Origin of the sequence: Streptomyces nitrosporeus, from assembly GCF_008704555.1 — a bacterium.
GTDB lineage: Bacteria > Actinomycetota > Actinomycetes > Streptomycetales > Streptomycetaceae > Streptomyces > Streptomyces nitrosporeus.
The window spans coordinates 5,943,244-5,959,001 of sequence record NZ_CP023702.1; the positions used below are offsets into that span (position 1 = coordinate 5,943,244).

The following is a 15,758-nucleotide window of genomic DNA, read 5'->3' on the forward strand; positions in this document are numbered from 1 at the left end:
CCCGACGCACCCCCAGCGAGGTAACACGCCGATGAACACCGCCCCCGCGCCGATGCCGCCGGCGTACGACTCCGGCGACACCGCCTGGCTGCTCGCCTCCACCGCCATGGTGCTGCTGATGACGCCCGGACTGGCGTTCTTCTACGGCGGCATGGTGCGCACCCGGCACGTGCTGATGATGATCAAGATGAGCTTCGCCGCGCTCGCCTTCGGCACCCTGGTCTGGTGGATGATCGGCTACACCCTGGCGTTCGGGCCCGACGTCGGCGGCGCCGGGATCATCGGCAACCTCGACCACGTCTTCATGAACGACATCGGGCTGACCACCCTGACCGGACACATCCCGACCTATGTCTACAGCACCTTCCAGATGGGCTTCGCCGTCATCACGGTCGCGCTGATCAGCGGCTCGATCGCGGACCGGGCCACGATGAAGGGCTGGCTCGTCTTCGTCGTCCTGTGGCTGCTCATCGTCTACGTCCCGCTCGCCCACTGGGTGTTCGACCAGGACGGGTGGATCGTCAAGCACCTCGGCGCGCTCGACTTCGCCGGCGGACTGCCGGTCGAGCTGAACTCCGGGGTCGCCGGACTCGCCGTGGCGCTCGTCCTGCGGGCCCCGCGTGACTTCGCCCGCCGGGAGGAACGGCCCAACAACATCCCGCTCGTGGTGATCGGCGCCGCGCTCCTCTGGTTCGGCTGGTTCGGCTTCAACTCCGGTTCCGCGCTGAGCGACCAGGGCACCGCGGCGGCGGCCTTCATCAACACCCAGCTGGGCGCGGCCGGGGCCATGGTGACATGGCCGCTGGTCGAGAAGTGGCGCACCGGCAGGGTCACCACCATGGGGGTCGTCTCGTCCGCCGTCGCCGGCATGGTGGCCATCACCCCCGCCTGCGGCGAGATCGACACGCTCGGGGCCGTCGTCACGGGGCTCGTCGTCGGCGCGGTCAGCGCCTACGCGATCACCCTGAAGTACCGCTTCGGCGTGGACGACACCCTCGACGTGGTCGGGGTGCACGGGGTCGGCGGCTTCATCGGCCTGATCATGGTCGGGCTCTTCGCCACCGCCCGGATCAGCGGCAAGAAGGGCCTCTTCGAAGGCGGCGGCTGGTCCCTGCTGGGCAAGCAGCTCGTGGCGATCGTGGCGGTGATCGCGTTCTCCTTCGTCCTGACCTGGATCATCGCGAAGGCGGTCGACCTGACCGTGGGCTTCCGCGCCAGGGAGGAGTACGACAACGTCCCCGGCGAGGACGAGGAGCGCGCCTACGACTTCCGTACCGCCGAGAAGCTGGAGGACGTGGTGGACGCCGGCCGGCGAGGACGTCCTGCCAGGAGCGACGAGGAACTCGTCCGGGAGATCACCGCACTGCTGCGGAACCGCGAGCGGTAGGGCGCGGAGCTCCTCCCCGGGGCCCGCGCCCTCCCGGGGCCCGTGCCCGCCCCGCGGCCCGGCCGTCCGCGGCGCGATGATGGACCGGTGCGATTCGAACCGATCACCTGGGAACGACTGACCGCGGCCCTCGCCGGTCACGCCGACGGCCTCCGGCCCGCCGACGGCGGCACCCGGCTGCGGATCGGTGTCGACGGCGCCCCGGCCGCCTGCCCCGGCGAGCGGGCCGAACACCTCGCCGAGGCGCTCCGGGCCCGCGGACGTGCCGTACTCACCGTGTCCACCGCGGGGTTCCTGCGTCCGGCGAGCCTGCGGTTCGAACACGGCAGGCAGGACCCCGACGCGTACGCCGACGGCTGGTTCGACACCGGGGCGCTGTGGCGCGAGGTGTTCCGGCCCCTGGAACCCGGTGGCAGCGGGCGGGTGCTGCCCGACCTCTGGGACCCGGTCACCGACCGGGCCACCCGCAGCCCCTACCGGACCCTGCCGGACGGCGGGGTGCTGATCCTGCACGGGCCACTGCTCCTCGGCCACTGGTTCCCCTTCGACCTGAGCGTCCACCTCGCCCTGACCCGGGGCGCCCTGCGGCGGCGCACCGGGGAGGGGGAGCGGTGGACCCTGCCGGCCTTCGCGCGGTACGAGGACGAGGTGGCGCCCGCCGGGAAGGCCGATGTGGTCGTACGGACCGACGACCCGCACCGGCCCGCGTGGACGGGAACGGGCTGACGGACCGCCGGGCGGACCCCTCTGCCCGGAACCCTCAGAAGAGCGGCTGCGGGAGCACGCCCTCCAGCTCCAGCAGCCGCCGCTTGGTCTCCAGGCCGCCCCCGAACCCGCCGAGGCCCCCGTCACTCTCCACCACGCGGTGGCACGGCACCACCACCGGCAGCGGATTGGAACCCATGGCCGCGCCCACCGCCTGGGCGGCCCCGGGCTGCCCCACCCGGGCGGCGAGGCCGCCGTACCCGACGACCGTGCCGTAGGGGACGCCGGACGCCAGCTCCCGGAGCACCTCACGGGGGAAGCCGGAACTCAGCGACCAGTCCAGAGGGAGGCCGAACTCCCGCAGCGTGCCGGCGAAGTACGCGCCGAGCTGACGCACCGGCTCCGCGAGCCGCGCCGAGTCCGGGGCGTGCACCGGCTCGGCGCCCAGCCGGCTCCGCAGCCCCTCCAGCACCGCCTCGCACACCGCGGGGCGGGCGTGGAAGGCCACGGTCACCAGGCCGGTGTCCGTCGCGGCGAGCAGCAGCGCTCCGATGCCGCTCTCCACGACGGTCCAGTGCGGTCCCCGCGCATCGCTCTCCATGCGCCCACCGTACGGCCCGGCGCCGGCAGCGGGGCCCCGGCGGGGCGCGGACCCGTCAGCGGGTGGCGTCCCGGACGAGGTCGGGGTTGTTGGAGATGATGCCGTCGACGCCGTAACCCGCGACCCTCGCCGCCTTCTCCGCGTCGTTGACCGTCCAGGTGTTCACCCGCAGCGGCTTGCCGTGCGCGCCCTTGAGCTTCTGGACCTCGGCGACGTAGTCCGCGTCGATCGTCGTGTACGACGGGTTGATCTGGTCCGTGAACGCCGCGTACGCCGGCAGATCGGCCACCGCGGGAGTGCCCAGGAAGCCCGTCACGACGTCCGGGCGCTGCTCGTGGACAATCTTCACACTCTCTGCACCGAAGCTCTGGACGACCAGGCGGTGCTTCACATGACCCCGGTCGAGCCACCCCTCCTGGCGCAGGACCCGCAGGATCTCCTTCTCGATCCCGGGGTAGGTCGCGGGGCTCTTGATCTCCAGGAGCAGCTTCTGGCGGTTGCGCTCGACCCGCTGCAGATAACTCTTCAGGGTCGGGACCCGGGCGCCGGTGAACTCCGCGCCGAACCAGCTGCCCGCGTCCAGTTTCGCTATCTCCGCCGCGGTGAAGTCCTTGACGGCCCAGGGGGCGCGGTCCGGGTAGACCTGCTCGGCGTCGGTGGTCCGCGCCAGGGTGGTGTCGTGCATGACGACCAGCACGCCGTCCGCGGTGCGCTGGACGTCGTTCTCCACCCAGCTGATCCCCAGGTCGTCGGCCGCGTCCACCGCGGCCAGCGTGTTCTCCGGGGCGTAGGCGGAGGCGCCCCGGTGGGCGTAGACGACGGGGGTGTCCCCGGCGCCGGCGGCCTGGGTCTGCCCGGCGGACAGCAGGACGCAGCCGCCGAGCAGGGCGGCGACGGCGGTGGAGGCGGTGGCGGTGCGTGCGGACACGGGTACTCCTCGCATCGGGGTTGCGGTCCAGCCGAGAGTCGCATCCGGCTCCCAACGGAAGGGAGGGCGGCGATGGCCACAATGTGAACGGAATGTTGGGTACCGGAACGGCGGGCCCCGCGGGGACGGATAAAATGCCGCTCCTACGTTTGCCTGCCGGGCCTCGCCCTTTAGGGTCACCCCCGAACCCGGGCCTCCGTGAAGGGCGTACCAGCATGCAGGGCACAGTTGACGGTTTCAGTTACGGCCTCGTGACCCCCGTCGTGGCATTCCTCATGGCCTGCCTCGGGGCGGCCCTCGGACTGCGCTGCACCACACGGTCGCTGCGCGCGCGGAGCGCCGCCCGGGCCGGCTGGCTCGCTCTCGGGGCCACCTCCATAGGGTCCGGGATCTGGACGATGCACTTCGTGGCGATGCTCGGCTTCAGCGTCCGGGGGACGCCCGTCGCCTACGACAGGCCGCTCACCTTCGCCAGCCTCGCCGTGGCGGTCGTGATGGTCGGCATCGGCATCTTCATCGTCGGCTACCGCGGCGCCACGCGCATGGCCCTGGTCACCGGCGGCACGATCACCGGCCTCGGGGTGGCCTCCATGCACTACCTGGGCATGGCCGGGATGCTCTTCGAGGGGCGGTTCGCCTACGACACGCTCACCGTCACGCTCTCCGTCGTCATCGCCGTCGTCGCGGCGACCACCGCGCTGTGGGCGGCCGTCTCCGTCCACGGCTTCCTGCCCAGCCTCGGGGCCAGCGTGGTCATGGGGGTCGCCGTCAGCGGTATGCACTACACCGGAATGGCAGCGCTCCACGTCCATCTGGACCCCGAGGCCGTCCCGGTGCGGGGCGACACCCCCGTCTCCCTGCTGCTGCCGATGCTGATCGGGCCCGGCTGCTTCCTGCTGCTCGCCGGTGTGGTCGTGATGGTCGACCCGATGGTGGTGGCGGGCGGCGGCCCCGTGCCGGGCGACGCGCACCGGGCCGGGCGCGGCCACGGGCACGACGGCCGGGGGAGCACCGCCGCCCCGGTCCAGCGGCACCGCGCACCGTACGAGACCGCCGCCCGCGGGGGGTACCGGCAGTCGCGGAAGAGCTGATCCACCGCCGTTGTCGGTGGGGCGCCGTACGGTGGATCCATGCGGCCCGTTTCCCAGATCGAACGTACGGTGGCGCCCTTCGAGGTCGTCAGTCCCTACCAGCCCAGCGGCGACCAGCCGGCGGCCATCGCCGAGCTGGAGCGGCGCATCAGGGCGGGCGAGAAGGACGTCGTCCTGCTCGGCGCGACCGGCACCGGCAAGTCGGCGACGACCGCCTGGATGATCGAGAAGCTCCAGCGCCCGACCCTCGTCATGGCCCCGAACAAGACACTCGCCGCGCAGCTGGCCAACGAGTTCCGCGAGCTCCTGCCGAACAACGCGGTCGAGTACTTCGTCTCGTACTACGACTACTACCAGCCCGAGGCGTACGTCCCGCAGTCGGACACCTACATCGAGAAGGACTCCTCGATCAACGAGGAGGTCGAGCGGCTGCGCCACTCCGCCACGAACTCCCTGCTCACCCGGCGCGACGTCGTCGTGGTGGCCTCCGTGTCCTGCATCTACGGCCTCGGCACACCGCAGGAGTACGTGGACCGCATGGTCCGGCTCCAGGTCGGCGACGAGGTCGACCGGGACGACCTGCTGCGCCGCTTCGTCGAGATCCAGTACACCCGCAACGACCTGGCGTTCACCCGCGGCACCTTCCGGGTGCGCGGCGACACCATCGAGATCTTCCCGGTCTACGAGGAGCTCGCCGTCCGCATCGAGATGTTCGGTGACGAGATCGAGGCGCTCTCCACCCTCCACCCGCTCACCGGCGAGGTCATCAGCGAGGACCGCGCGCTCCACGTCTTCCCCGCCAGCCACTACGTCGCCGGACCCGAGCGGATGGAGAAGGCCGTCAGCGGCATCGAGCAGGAGCTGGCACAGCGCCTGGCCGAGCTGGAGAAGCAGGGCAAGATGCTGGAGGCCCAGCGGCTGCGGATGCGCACCACGTACGACATCGAGATGCTCCGCCAGATCGGTACCTGCTCCGGGGTCGAGAACTACTCGATGCACTTCGACGACCGCGCCCCGGGCACCGCCCCCAACACCCTCCTGGACTACTTCCCCGAGGACTTCCTCCTCGTCCTGGACGAGTCGCACGTCACCGTCCCGCAGATCGGCGCGATGTACGAGGGCGACGCCTCCCGCAAGCGGACCCTGGTCGACCACGGCTTCCGGCTGCCCTCCGCGCTGGACAACCGTCCCCTGAAGTGGGAGGAGTTCCTCCAGCGGATCGACCAGACGGTCTACCTCTCCGCCACCCCCGGCACGTACGAGATGTCCCGCGGCGACGGATACGTCGAGCAGATCATCCGGCCGACCGGGCTCGTCGACCCCGAGGTCGTCGTCAAGCCCACCGAGGGCCAGATCGACGACCTGGTCCACGAGATCCGCAAGCGCACCGAGAAGGACGAGCGGGTCCTGGTCACCACCCTCACCAAGAAGATGGCCGAGGACCTCACCGACTACTTCCTGGAGCTGGGCATCCAGGTCCGCTACCTCCACAGCGACGTCGACACCCTGCGCCGTATCGAACTGCTGCGTGAGCTGCGCTCCGGGGAGTACGACGTCCTGGTCGGCATCAACCTGCTCCGCGAGGGACTCGACCTGCCCGAGGTCTCCCTGGTGGCCATCCTCGACGCGGACAAGCAGGGCTTCCTCCGGTCGGGCACCTCGCTGATCCAGACCATCGGCCGTGCCGCCCGTAACGTCTCGGGCCAGGTCCACATGTACGCCGACCGGATCACCCCGGCGATGGCCCAGGCCATCGACGAGACCAACCGGCGCCGCGAGAAGCAGATCGCCTACAACACCGAACGCGGAGTCGACCCGCAGCCGCTCCGCAAGAAGATCAACGACATCGTCGCCTCCATCGCCCGCGAGGAGGTCGACACCGAACAGCTCCTCGGCACCGGCTACCGCCGGGCCAAGGACGCCAAGGACACCAAGGCGCCCGTCCCCTCCCTCGGCAGGACCGCTCCGGGGGGCGGGGCAGTCAAGGAGGGTGCCGCCGTCACCGACCGGCCCGCCGCCGAACTCGCGGGGATCATCGAGGAGATGACGGACCGCATGCGGGCCGCCGCCGCCGACCTGCAGTTCGAGGTGGCCGCGCGGCTGCGTGACGAGGTGGGCGAGCTCAAGAAGGAGCTGCGGCAGATGAGGGAGGCGGGACTGGCCTGACGGCCGGGGCGCGCGATGTTGCAGGACCGACACAAAAACGGCCCGTCCCTGCTTCCCGCCCCCGTGGACTGCGTAGGGTTCGGGGAAACCGCACACCGAGGGTTGCGGGGCAAGCGGAGAGGGGACAGCGCGTGACGGTCAACATGACCAAGGGCCAGGCCATCAGCCTGCAGAAGAGCGACGGGGGGACCCTGACCGCGGTACGGATGGGGCTCGGCTGGCAGGCGGCCCCGCGCCGCGGGCTGTTCGGCTCCCGCACCCGGGAGATCGACCTGGACGCCTCGGCGGTGCTGTTCGCCGACAAGCAGCCCGTGGACGTCGTGTTCTTCCGCCACCTGGTCAGCGACGACGGTTCGGTGAAGCACACCGGCGACAACCTGGTCGGCGGCGCCGGCTCGGGCGGCGACGACGAGGCGATCCTCGTCGACCTCCAGCGGGTCCCGGTCCACATCGACCAGATCGTCTTCACGGTGAACTCCTTCACCGGCCAGACGTTCCAGGAGGTGCAGAACGCCTTCTGCCGCATCGTCGACGAGACCAACGGCCAGGAACTCGCCCGCTACACCCTGGACGGCGGCGGCCAGTACACCGCCCAGATCATGGCCAAGGTGCACCGGGCCGGCAGCGGCTGGAAGATGACCGCCCTGGGCAACCCGGCCAACGGCCGGACCTTCCAGGACCTGATGCCGGCGATCCTGCCGCATCTGTAGCGGCGGACGGGGCCGCGGGCCCCGTCCACGGAACAGCACGAGCAGCTCCCGGAGGCGTCCGCCGCCGGGAGCTGCGCCCATGGCAGGGCGCCACACGGAACGTCGAGGGGGACAGGGCGATGACGGCCGAACTGGTCCGGGGGCAGAACCACGCCTTGCCCCAGACCCGTCTGGAGATCAGGGTGACGGCGGGCTCACCGGTGGTGGCCGGGGCCACCCTCGCGGACGAGGGCGGCACCGTCCACGGCGCCGAATGGGTCGCCCACCCCGGCGCTCCCCGGCTGCCGGGCCTGGAGGTGCCCCGGCAGGCCGCCGCAGGCCACCGGCTCGCCGTCGACCTCGGTGCCCTGCCCGAGGCGGTCCACCGCGTCACCGTACTGCTGGCCCTGCCCACCGGGCCGGGCCGGCCCGTCCGGTTCGGGGCGGTGGCGGCGCCGTTCGTGGCGGTCACCGGGCTCGACGGCACCGAGATCGCCACCTTCACCCTCACCGGCCTGGACTCCGAGTCCGCGGTCACGGCCCTGGAGCTCTACCGCCGCCAAGGCGCCTGGAAGGTCCGCGCGGTCGGCCAGGGATACGCCGCGGGCCTCGCCGAGATGCTCGCCGACCAGGGGCTCACGGAGGCGGCGGAGCTGGCCGCCTCGATACAGGAGGCCGTCGCCTCCGGGCTCGCCCGCTCCGTGGCGCCCCCGCCGCCGCGTACGCCGGACGGGGAGCGGGCCCGCCGTCCCGCACCGCCCGCCGCCCCGCCGTCCGGACCGGCGGCCACGACGCCTCCGGCCGTCACATCCCCGGCCATGACGCCTCCGGCCATGACGCCTCCGGCCGTCACGCCGGCCCCCGGACCGTCCGGTGACGCGGGCGGCGGTGTGCCGTATGCCGGTGCGCCGGGCGGTCCCTCCGCGGGTCCCATCAGCTACGCCCACCCCCGCCGTCAGACCTCCGCACCGCCTCCGCCGCCCTCCACGGCCCCTCCGGCGGCCCCGGGACAGCCCGCACGGCCCGTCGCGGGTGACGCCACCGGCTGGTCGATGGACGAACGCCTGTACAACCAGATCTGGGGCATGTTCGAGGACCTGGCGCGGGCCGTCGCCGCCTACCGCAGCGCCGTGGACTTCGCCGAGTCCCGGATGGACCAGGAACTCGAACGGACGCTTTCCGACCCCCGCAGCCGCATCGGCGGCACGGGCGACCTGGCGAGAGCCGCGGCCAGGGCCAAGTGCGAGGAGCTCACCGCGCGGGCCCGCGAGGCACTGGACCGCGACCTGGCCCAGCTCGCCGCGGAGTCCGGCGTCGTCGAGCCCGCGCTCCCGGCCCCGTACGCGGGCTGGGACAACCCCGTCTGGCACGGCTACCGCGTGCCCATGGAGATCCCGATGGCGCTGCGCCTGGGGGATCTGCACCTGCCCGAGCGGGCCGACCTGCGAATCCCCCTGCTGGTCCGGCTGCCCCTGGAGCGCGGTATCTGGATCGACAGCGGCCGTACGGCCTTTGAGGCCGCCGCGGCGGCGGGCGGGGGCCGGCTGCGGGCCCTGGCCATGGAGACCGCCGTCGCCCTGGCCGCACGGCTGCTCGCGGCCTACCCGGCGGGGGAGTTCTCCGTCCACGTCATCGACCCCGCCGGTTCCGCCGCGGGCCCCCTCGCCCCGCTGACCGCGTCCGGCGTCCTGTCCTCCCCGCCCGCCACGGGCCCCGCCGGGGTGAGCGCCGTGCTGGCCCACCTCACCCGGCGGGTCGACCTGGTGCAGATGGCGGTCAGGGCCGGTGCCGCGGACTCGCTCCCGCCCGATCTGGACACCGGCGAGCAGTTGCTCGTCGTCAACGACTTCCCGCACGGTTTCGACGACCGGGCCGTCACCCAGCTGCGCTACCTCGCCGACGAGGGTCCCTCGGCCGGCGTACACCTGATGATGGTGGCCGACCGCGAGGACGCCCGCGCCTACGGGCCCCTCCTCGACCCGCTGTGGCGTTCCCTGCTGCGCGTCACCCCGGTCGCCGACGACCACCTCGCCGATCCGTGGGTGGGGCACGCCTGGACGTACGAGCCGTCCCGGATACCGCCGGGCAGCCGCGTCCTGGAACAGGTGCTGGCGCTGGTGGCCGCCGCCCGGCGGACCGGACACCGCTGAGGCCCCCGCGCCGGGCCGGAGCCCGTGCCGACCGGACGGATACAGGAACGGCACAACCCCTCCGAGCTGGCCTTTTGATCAGCTTTTGCCTGGAGCTTTACCTTATCTTGGTGCTTCCTGTACTGTTCTTCGAGCGGAGGGGAGTACTCCCGATCGCGGCGTTCCCGTCAGTACGGACTGTGACCGGTCCCGGGGCGCCGGCCCGGCGCGCAGCCCGCGCCCCGGGTGGAAGAGACCTCCGGCAGCGACGACGCTGATCCATAGCCGTAGTGAACTGCCGGAGGCGCAGTGGACGTTTCATGGACCCTCTGGGCGCTGACCATTTTCGGTCTGGTCGCCCTCATCTCCGTCGACTTCTTCATCGGGCGCAAACCCCATGACGTGTCGACCAAGGAAGCCGGAATCTGGACGGTCGTCTGGATCGCGCTGGCCGTGCTCTTCGGACTCGGTCTGCTGGTGTTCGGCGAGAGCCAGGCATCGGGCGAGTTCTTCGCCGGCTTCGTCACCGAGAAGTCGCTCAGTGTCGACAACCTCTTCGTCTTCATCCTGATCATGGCGAAGTTCTCGGTGCCCTCCCACCTCCAGCAGCGGGTGCTGCTGATCGGTGTGCTGATCGCCCTGGTGCTGCGTGCGATCTTCATCGCGGCCGGCGCCGCGGTCATCGCCAACTTCTCGTGGGTCTTCTACATCTTCGGCGCGTTCCTGATCTACACCGCCTGGAAGCTGATCCAGGAGGCGCGGGCGGACGAGGACGAAGAGGAATGGGAGGAGAACCGCCTCCTGAAGTCGGTCGAGCGCCGTTTCGGTGTCGCCGACCGGTACCACGGGACCAAGCTCTTCATCCAGAAGAACGGCAAGCGCGTCCTGACCCCGCTCATGGTGGTCATGCTCGCCATCGGCACCACCGACGTGCTGTTCGCGCTGGACTCCATCCCGGCGATCTTCGGCCTGACCCAGGACCCGTACATCGTCTTCACCGCCAACGCCTTCGCCCTGATGGGCCTGCGTCAGCTGTACTTCCTCATCGGCGGTCTGCTGAAGAAGCTGGTCCACCTCAGCTACGGGCTCTCGGTGATCCTCGGGTTCATCGGCGTCAAGCTGGTGCTGCACGCGCTGCACGAGTCCGGGGTGCACGTCCCGGAGATCTCCATCGCGTTCTCCCTCGCCGTCATCGGCGGTGTCCTGGTGATCACCACCATCACCAGCCTGATGGCCACCAGGAAGCAGGCGGCGGCCGAGAGCGTGGAGCAGGCGAAGAGCGACGACGAGAACGTCGGCGCCGAGAAGTAACCCGCCCGCGGCACGGTGCCGCACCTGACACGGCCGGTGGCCGGGGCCCGGAAAGGGGTCCCGGCCACCGGCCGTGGTGCGTCGGCCCGCGGTCACGCGGGGCGGGCCGCCCGTCTTCACCAGCCGCGTGCGCGCCACTCCGGCAGGTGCGGGCGCTCGGCGCCGAGCGTGGTGTCGTGGCCGTGCCCCGGGTAGACCCAGGTCTCGTCCGGCAGCGGGCCGAAGAGCTTGGTCTCCACGTCGTGGAGCAGGTGCGCGAACGCCTCGGGGTCCTTGTGCGTGTTGCCCACGCCCCCGGGGAAGAGGCAGTCCCCCGTGAAGAGGTGCGGGGCGCCGTGCGGGTCGTCGTAGACCAGGGCGACGGAGCCCGGGGTGTGGCCCCTGAGGTGGCGGGCGGTGAGCGTGACCTCGCCCACCCGCACCGTGTCACCGTCCTCCAGGAGCACGTCCGTGCCGACCGGGATGCCCTCGGCGTCGTACCGTCCGGCGAAGGTGCGCGCGCCGGTGGCCCGGACCACCTCGGCCAGGGCCTGCCAGTGGTCGCCGTGCCGGTGCGTGGTGACCACGGAGCCGATGCCGTCCTCGCCGATCAGCCGCAGCAGTGTGTCCGCCTCGGCGGCCGCGTCGATCAGGAGCTGCTCACCGGTGGCCCGGCAGCGCAGCAGATAGGCGTTGTTGTCCATCGGCCCGACAGCGACCTTGGAGATCATCAGATCGGTCAGTTCGTGCACGTCCGCGGGCCCGCCGACCCTCACCGCTCCGCTGTACGTCATACGCCGCAGCCTATAGCGGAGGCAGCGCCGGGAGGGCGCCGCCTTCCACCGTGAGCCCCGAGCCGTCGCGGCGCCCGCAGAGCCAGCCGAGGATCTCGGCCGCCGTGCCCCGCACGGTGACCGGGGCGCCCTCGGCGCCCCCGCCCGTGGTCCAGATCCTGCCGTCCCCGGTCACCGCGGTGGTGGCGACCACACCGGGGTGCCCGGCGAACCGCTCGGCCAGGAAGTCGTTCTCCCGGACCACGAACTCCTCCGGGAGGTCCTCCAGCCCGTAGCCGAGGCCCAGGTCCACATGGTGCAGCCCGACCTCCGCCCAGCGGCGGAAGGGCACCCGCCACGCCTGGTCGGTCACACCGTTGCGCAAGGTGACTGTCCGCGACCAGTCGGCCGGCTCAGCGGCGGCCGCCAGGAACGCGTCCCCGCTCTCCCGCAGGTCGGCGAGCTGGGCGGCGGGCGTACGGGTCGCGTCCCGCTCGATCTCGGCGTCCCGGGTTTCGCTGTTCGCGTACATCGGCCGTCCCCGGAGAACATTCACGAGCGCGTCGGCGTTACGTGAGACGTGGGCGAGAACATGGCCGCGGCTCCAGCCCGGCAGGCGCGAGGGCGCTTCGAGTGCGGAGCCGTCCAGTCCGCCCGCGGCCTCGAGCAGGCGATCGGTCGCCTCACGTACGGCTTCCAGGTCGTGCGCATGATCGATCATGACCCGAGCGTAGCCGCCGACACTCGTTCGGGTGAAGGCGTCCGCGACCGGCCGTAAATCGAATGCGCGTGCTATACGCTCGAAGTCGAAAGCACATCACATCGCTGTGGCGCCCCCCATACCCTGGGGCCGGAGCGCAGTTCCCCGCTTCACCCGAAGAAAGGTGCGGACCGGCGTGGCCGACCGTCTCATCGTCCGTGGCGCGCGCGAGCACAATTTGAAGAACGTCTCGCTCGATCTCCCCCGCGACTCCCTCATCGTCTTCACCGGGCTGTCCGGGTCGGGCAAGTCCTCCCTCGCGTTCGACACGATCTTCGCCGAGGGGCAGCGGCGTTACGTGGAGTCCCTCTCCTCGTACGCCCGGCAGTTCCTCGGCCAGATGGACAAGCCGGACGTCGACTTCATCGAGGGCCTCTCGCCCGCTGTCTCCATCGACCAGAAGTCGACCTCGCGCAATCCGCGCTCGACGGTCGGCACCATCACCGAGGTCTACGACTACCTCCGGCTGCTCTTCGCCCGGATCGGCAAGCCGCACTGCCCCGAGTGCGGCAGGCCCATCTCCCGCCAGTCGCCGCAGGCGATCGTGGACAAGGTGCTCGCGCTGCCCGAGGGCAGCCGGTTCCAGGTGCTCTCCCCGCTGGTGCGCGAGCGCAAGGGGGAGTTCGTCGACCTCTTCGCCGACCTCCAGACCAAGGGCTTCAGCCGGGCCCGGGTCGACGGCGTGACGGTCCAGCTCTCCGAGCCGCCCCAGCTGAAGAAGCAGGAGAAGCACACCATCGAGGTGGTCGTCGACCGCCTCACGGTGAAGGAGAGCGCCAAGCGCCGCCTGACCGACTCCGTGGAGACCGCGCTGGGCCTGTCCGGCGGCATGGTCGTGCTCGACTTCGTCGACCTCGCCGAGGACGACCCCGAGCGTGAGCGGATGTACTCCGAGCACCTCTACTGCCCGTACGACGACCTCTCCTTCGAGGAGCTGGAGCCGCGCTCCTTCTCCTTCAACTCGCCCTTCGGCGCCTGTCCGGAGTGCACCGGCATCGGCACCCGGATGGAGGTCGATCCGGAGCTGCTCGTCCCGGACGAGGACAAGTCCCTGGACGAGGGTGCGATCCACCCCTGGTCGCACGGCCACACCAAGGAGTACTTCGGGCGGCAGATCGGCGCGCTGGCCGAAGCCCTCGGATTCCGCACGGACATCCCCTGGGCGGGGCTGCCGCAGCGTGCCAGGAAGGCCCTGCTGTACGGCCACAAGGTCCAGACCGAGGTCCGCTACCGCAACAGGTACGGCCGCGAGCGCGCCTACACCACCCCGCGCTTCGAAGGCGCCGTCCAGTACGTCAAGCGGCGCCACGGCGAGGCGGAGAGCGACTCCAGCAGGGAGCGCTTCGAGGGGTACATGCGAGAGGTCCCCTGCCCCGCCTGCGAGGGCACCCGGCTGAAGCCGATCGTGCTCGCGGTCACGGTGATGGAGAAGTCCATCGCCGAGGTCGCCGCGATGTCGATCAGCGAGTGCGCCGACTTCCTGGGCCGGCTGAAGCTGAACGCCCGGGACAAGAAGATCGCCGAGCGTGTCCTCAAGGAGGTCAACGAGCGGCTCCGCTTCCTCGTCGACGTCGGCCTCGACTACCTCTCGCTGAACCGCGCCGCCGGAACCCTCTCGGGCGGCGAGGCGCAGCGCATCCGGCTCGCCACCCAGATCGGTTCCGGGCTGGTCGGCGTGCTGTACGTCCTGGACGAGCCGTCCATCGGGCTGCACCAGCGCGACAACCACCGGCTGATCGAGACCCTGGTCCGGCTGCGGGACATGGGCAACACCCTGGTCGTCGTCGAACACGACGAGGACACCATCAAGGTCGCCGACTGGATCGTCGACATCGGCCCCGGCGCCGGTGAGCACGGCGGGAAGGTCGTCCACTCCGGTTCGCTGAAGGAGCTGCTGGCCAACGAGGAGTCGCTCACCGGCCAGTACCTCGCCGGCAAGCGGGCGATCACGGTCCCCGACGTCCGGCGGCCCGTCGACCCGAAGCGGCGGCTCACGGTCCACGGCGCCCGGGAGAACAACCTCCAGGACATCGACGTCTCCTTCCCGCTGGGCGTGCTCACGGCCGTCACCGGCGTCTCCGGCTCGGGCAAGTCGACCCTGGTCAACGACATCCTCTACACCCACCTGGCACGCGAGCTGAACGGCGCCAAGTCGGTCCCCGGGCGGCACACCCGGGTGGACGGCGACGACCTCGTCGACAAGGTCGTCCACGTCGACCAGTCGCCGATCGGGCGTACCCCCAGGTCCAACCCGGCCACCTACACCGGCGTCTTCGACCACATCCGCAAGCTGTTCGCGGAGACGATGGAGGCGAAGGTGCGCGGCTACATGCCGGGCCGGTTCTCCTTCAACGTCAAGGGCGGCCGCTGCGAGAACTGCTCGGGCGACGGCACGATCAAGATCGAGATGAACTTCCTGCCCGACGTGTACGTCCCGTGCGAGGTCTGCCACGGAGCGCGCTACAACCGGGAGACGCTGGAGGTCCACTACAAGGGCAAGTCCATCGCGGAAGTGCTGGACATGCCGATCGAGGAGGGCCTGGAGTTCTTCGAGGCCGTCCCGACGATCGCCCGCCACCTGCGCACGCTCAACGAGGTCGGCCTCGGGTACGTCCGGCTCGGCCAGTCCGCGCCGACGCTCTCCGGCGGCGAGGCGCAGCGGGTGAAGCTGGCGAGCGAGCTGCAGAAGCGCTCCACCGGGCGCACGGTCTACGTCCTGGACGAGCCGACCACCGGTCTGCACTTCGAGGACATCAGCAAGCTCATCACGGTGCTCTCCGGCCTGGTCGACAAGGGCAACACGGTGATCGTCATCGAGCACAACCTCGATGTCATCAAGACCGCCGACTGGGTGGTCGACATGGGCCCCGAGGGGGGCAGCGGCGGTGGCCTGGTGGTCGCCGAAGGCACCCCCGAGGAGGTCGCGGCGGCACCGGGCAGCCACACCGGAAAGTTCCTCCAGGACGTGCTGGGCGCGGAGCGGACCGATGCGGCCGCGCGGAAGCCCGCCCGCAGGACGGCGGCGAAGAAGACGGCCGTGGCGAGGAAGACGGCCGTGGCGAAGACCGCCGGACCGGCCGCCGCGAAGCCCGCGGCCCGGAAGACGGCGCGGGCCCGGAAGGCCTGACACCGCCCCTCCCGGCACACCGTCCGCGGGCGGCCCCCTCACGGCGGCCGCCCGCGGCGCTCCGCCGGGGCGGTGGGCGGGGGCGGTCGGAAGGGCGTGGTTCTCCGCCGGT

General features: G+C 71.3%; 12 protein-coding genes. 8 read left to right on the forward strand and 4 right to left on the reverse strand.

The features are described 5' to 3' along the window. The first annotated feature begins 31 nt into the window (after positions 1-31). Positions 32-1,387 (forward strand): ammonium transporter, encoded by a 1,356-nt coding sequence (locus CP967_RS26210; RefSeq protein ID WP_150490338.1) that lies wholly within the window; start codon positions 32-34, stop codon positions 1,385-1,387. A gap of 87 nt (positions 1,388-1,474) precedes the next feature. Further along, positions 1,475-2,113, forward strand: a complete 639-nt coding sequence (locus tag CP967_RS26215) for a nucleoside/nucleotide kinase family protein (RefSeq protein WP_150490339.1) — start codon at positions 1,475-1,477, stop codon at positions 2,111-2,113. 34 nt (positions 2,114-2,147) lie between these two features. Here CP967_RS26215 and CP967_RS26220 read toward each other — a convergent pair whose 3' ends face one another. Next, the gene (locus CP967_RS26220; RefSeq protein WP_150490340.1) at positions 2,148-2,693 is read right to left on the reverse strand and encodes a methylated-DNA--[protein]-cysteine S-methyltransferase; all 546 of its coding nucleotides are present in this window, start codon (positions 2,691-2,693) and stop codon (positions 2,148-2,150) included. 55 nt (positions 2,694-2,748) lie between these two features. Further along, positions 2,749-3,621 carry a glycerophosphodiester phosphodiesterase gene (locus CP967_RS26225; RefSeq protein ID WP_150490341.1) on the reverse strand — a complete coding sequence of 291 codons (873 nt, stop codon included), beginning with the start codon at positions 3,619-3,621 and terminating at the stop codon, positions 2,749-2,751. Between the two features lie 215 nt (positions 3,622-3,836). Here CP967_RS26225 and CP967_RS26230 point away from each other — a divergent pair, with 215 nt between their 5' ends. From CP967_RS26230 to CP967_RS26250, 5 genes are all read left to right on the forward strand, one after another. After that, complete coding sequence (locus CP967_RS26230; protein ID WP_150490342.1) at positions 3,837-4,712, forward strand: MHYT domain-containing protein; 876 nt, start codon at positions 3,837-3,839, stop codon at positions 4,710-4,712. 39 nt (positions 4,713-4,751) lie between these two features. Beyond that, positions 4,752-6,878, forward strand: coding sequence for an excinuclease ABC subunit UvrB (uvrB, locus tag CP967_RS26235; RefSeq protein WP_150490343.1), 2,127 nt, complete (start codon positions 4,752-4,754; stop codon positions 6,876-6,878). Between the two features lie 131 nt (positions 6,879-7,009). Beyond that, positions 7,010-7,588 carry a TerD family protein gene (locus tag CP967_RS26240; RefSeq protein ID WP_018848651.1) on the forward strand — a complete coding sequence of 193 codons (579 nt, stop codon included), beginning with the start codon at positions 7,010-7,012 and terminating at the stop codon, positions 7,586-7,588. A 119-nt stretch (positions 7,589-7,707) separates the two neighbouring features. Then, on the forward strand, positions 7,708-9,717 hold the full coding sequence (locus CP967_RS26245; protein ID WP_150490344.1) for a TerD family protein: 2,010 nt from the start codon (positions 7,708-7,710) through the stop codon (positions 9,715-9,717). Positions 9,718-10,005: 288 nt separating this feature from the next. Beyond that, positions 10,006-11,007, forward strand: coding sequence for a TerC family protein (locus CP967_RS26250; RefSeq protein WP_150490345.1), 1,002 nt, complete (start codon positions 10,006-10,008; stop codon positions 11,005-11,007). 116 nt (positions 11,008-11,123) lie between these two features. On the opposite strand, the gene CP967_RS26255 is transcribed toward CP967_RS26250, so the two are convergent. Together CP967_RS26255 and CP967_RS26260 are read right to left on the reverse strand one after the other, a co-directional pair. After that, positions 11,124-11,780: an MBL fold metallo-hydrolase gene (locus CP967_RS26255; protein WP_150490346.1), complete on the reverse strand. Its 657-nt coding sequence runs from the start codon at positions 11,778-11,780 to the stop codon at positions 11,124-11,126. Positions 11,781-11,790: 10 nt separating this feature from the next. After that, positions 11,791-12,480, reverse strand: a complete 690-nt coding sequence (locus CP967_RS26260; RefSeq protein ID WP_150490347.1) for a maleylpyruvate isomerase family mycothiol-dependent enzyme — start codon at positions 12,478-12,480, stop codon at positions 11,791-11,793. A gap of 175 nt (positions 12,481-12,655) precedes the next feature. On the opposite strand from CP967_RS26260, the gene uvrA reads away from it, so the two are divergent. Beyond that, the gene (uvrA, locus tag CP967_RS26265) at positions 12,656-15,646 is read left to right on the forward strand and encodes an excinuclease ABC subunit UvrA (RefSeq protein WP_150490348.1); all 2,991 of its coding nucleotides are present in this window, start codon (positions 12,656-12,658) and stop codon (positions 15,644-15,646) included. Positions 15,647-15,758 lie beyond the last annotated feature (112 nt).

Coding starts and splice junctions, on each gene's coding strand:
- CP967_RS26210 (WP_150490338.1), top strand. CDS start 32: ATGAACACCGCCCCCGCGCCGATGCCGCCGGCGTACGACTCCGGCGAC.
- CP967_RS26220 (WP_150490340.1), bottom strand. CDS start 2,693: ATGGAGAGCGATGCGCGGGGACCGCACTGGACCGTCGTGGAGAGCGGC.
- CP967_RS26230 (WP_150490342.1), top strand. CDS start 3,837: ATGCAGGGCACAGTTGACGGTTTCAGTTACGGCCTCGTGACCCCCGTC.
- uvrB (WP_150490343.1), top strand. CDS start 4,752: ATGCGGCCCGTTTCCCAGATCGAACGTACGGTGGCGCCCTTCGAGGTC.
- CP967_RS26245 (WP_150490344.1), top strand. CDS start 7,708: ATGACGGCCGAACTGGTCCGGGGGCAGAACCACGCCTTGCCCCAGACC.
- CP967_RS26255 (WP_150490346.1), bottom strand. CDS start 11,780: ATGACGTACAGCGGAGCGGTGAGGGTCGGCGGGCCCGCGGACGTGCAC.
- CP967_RS26260 (WP_150490347.1), bottom strand. CDS start 12,480: ATGATCGATCATGCGCACGACCTGGAAGCCGTACGTGAGGCGACCGAT.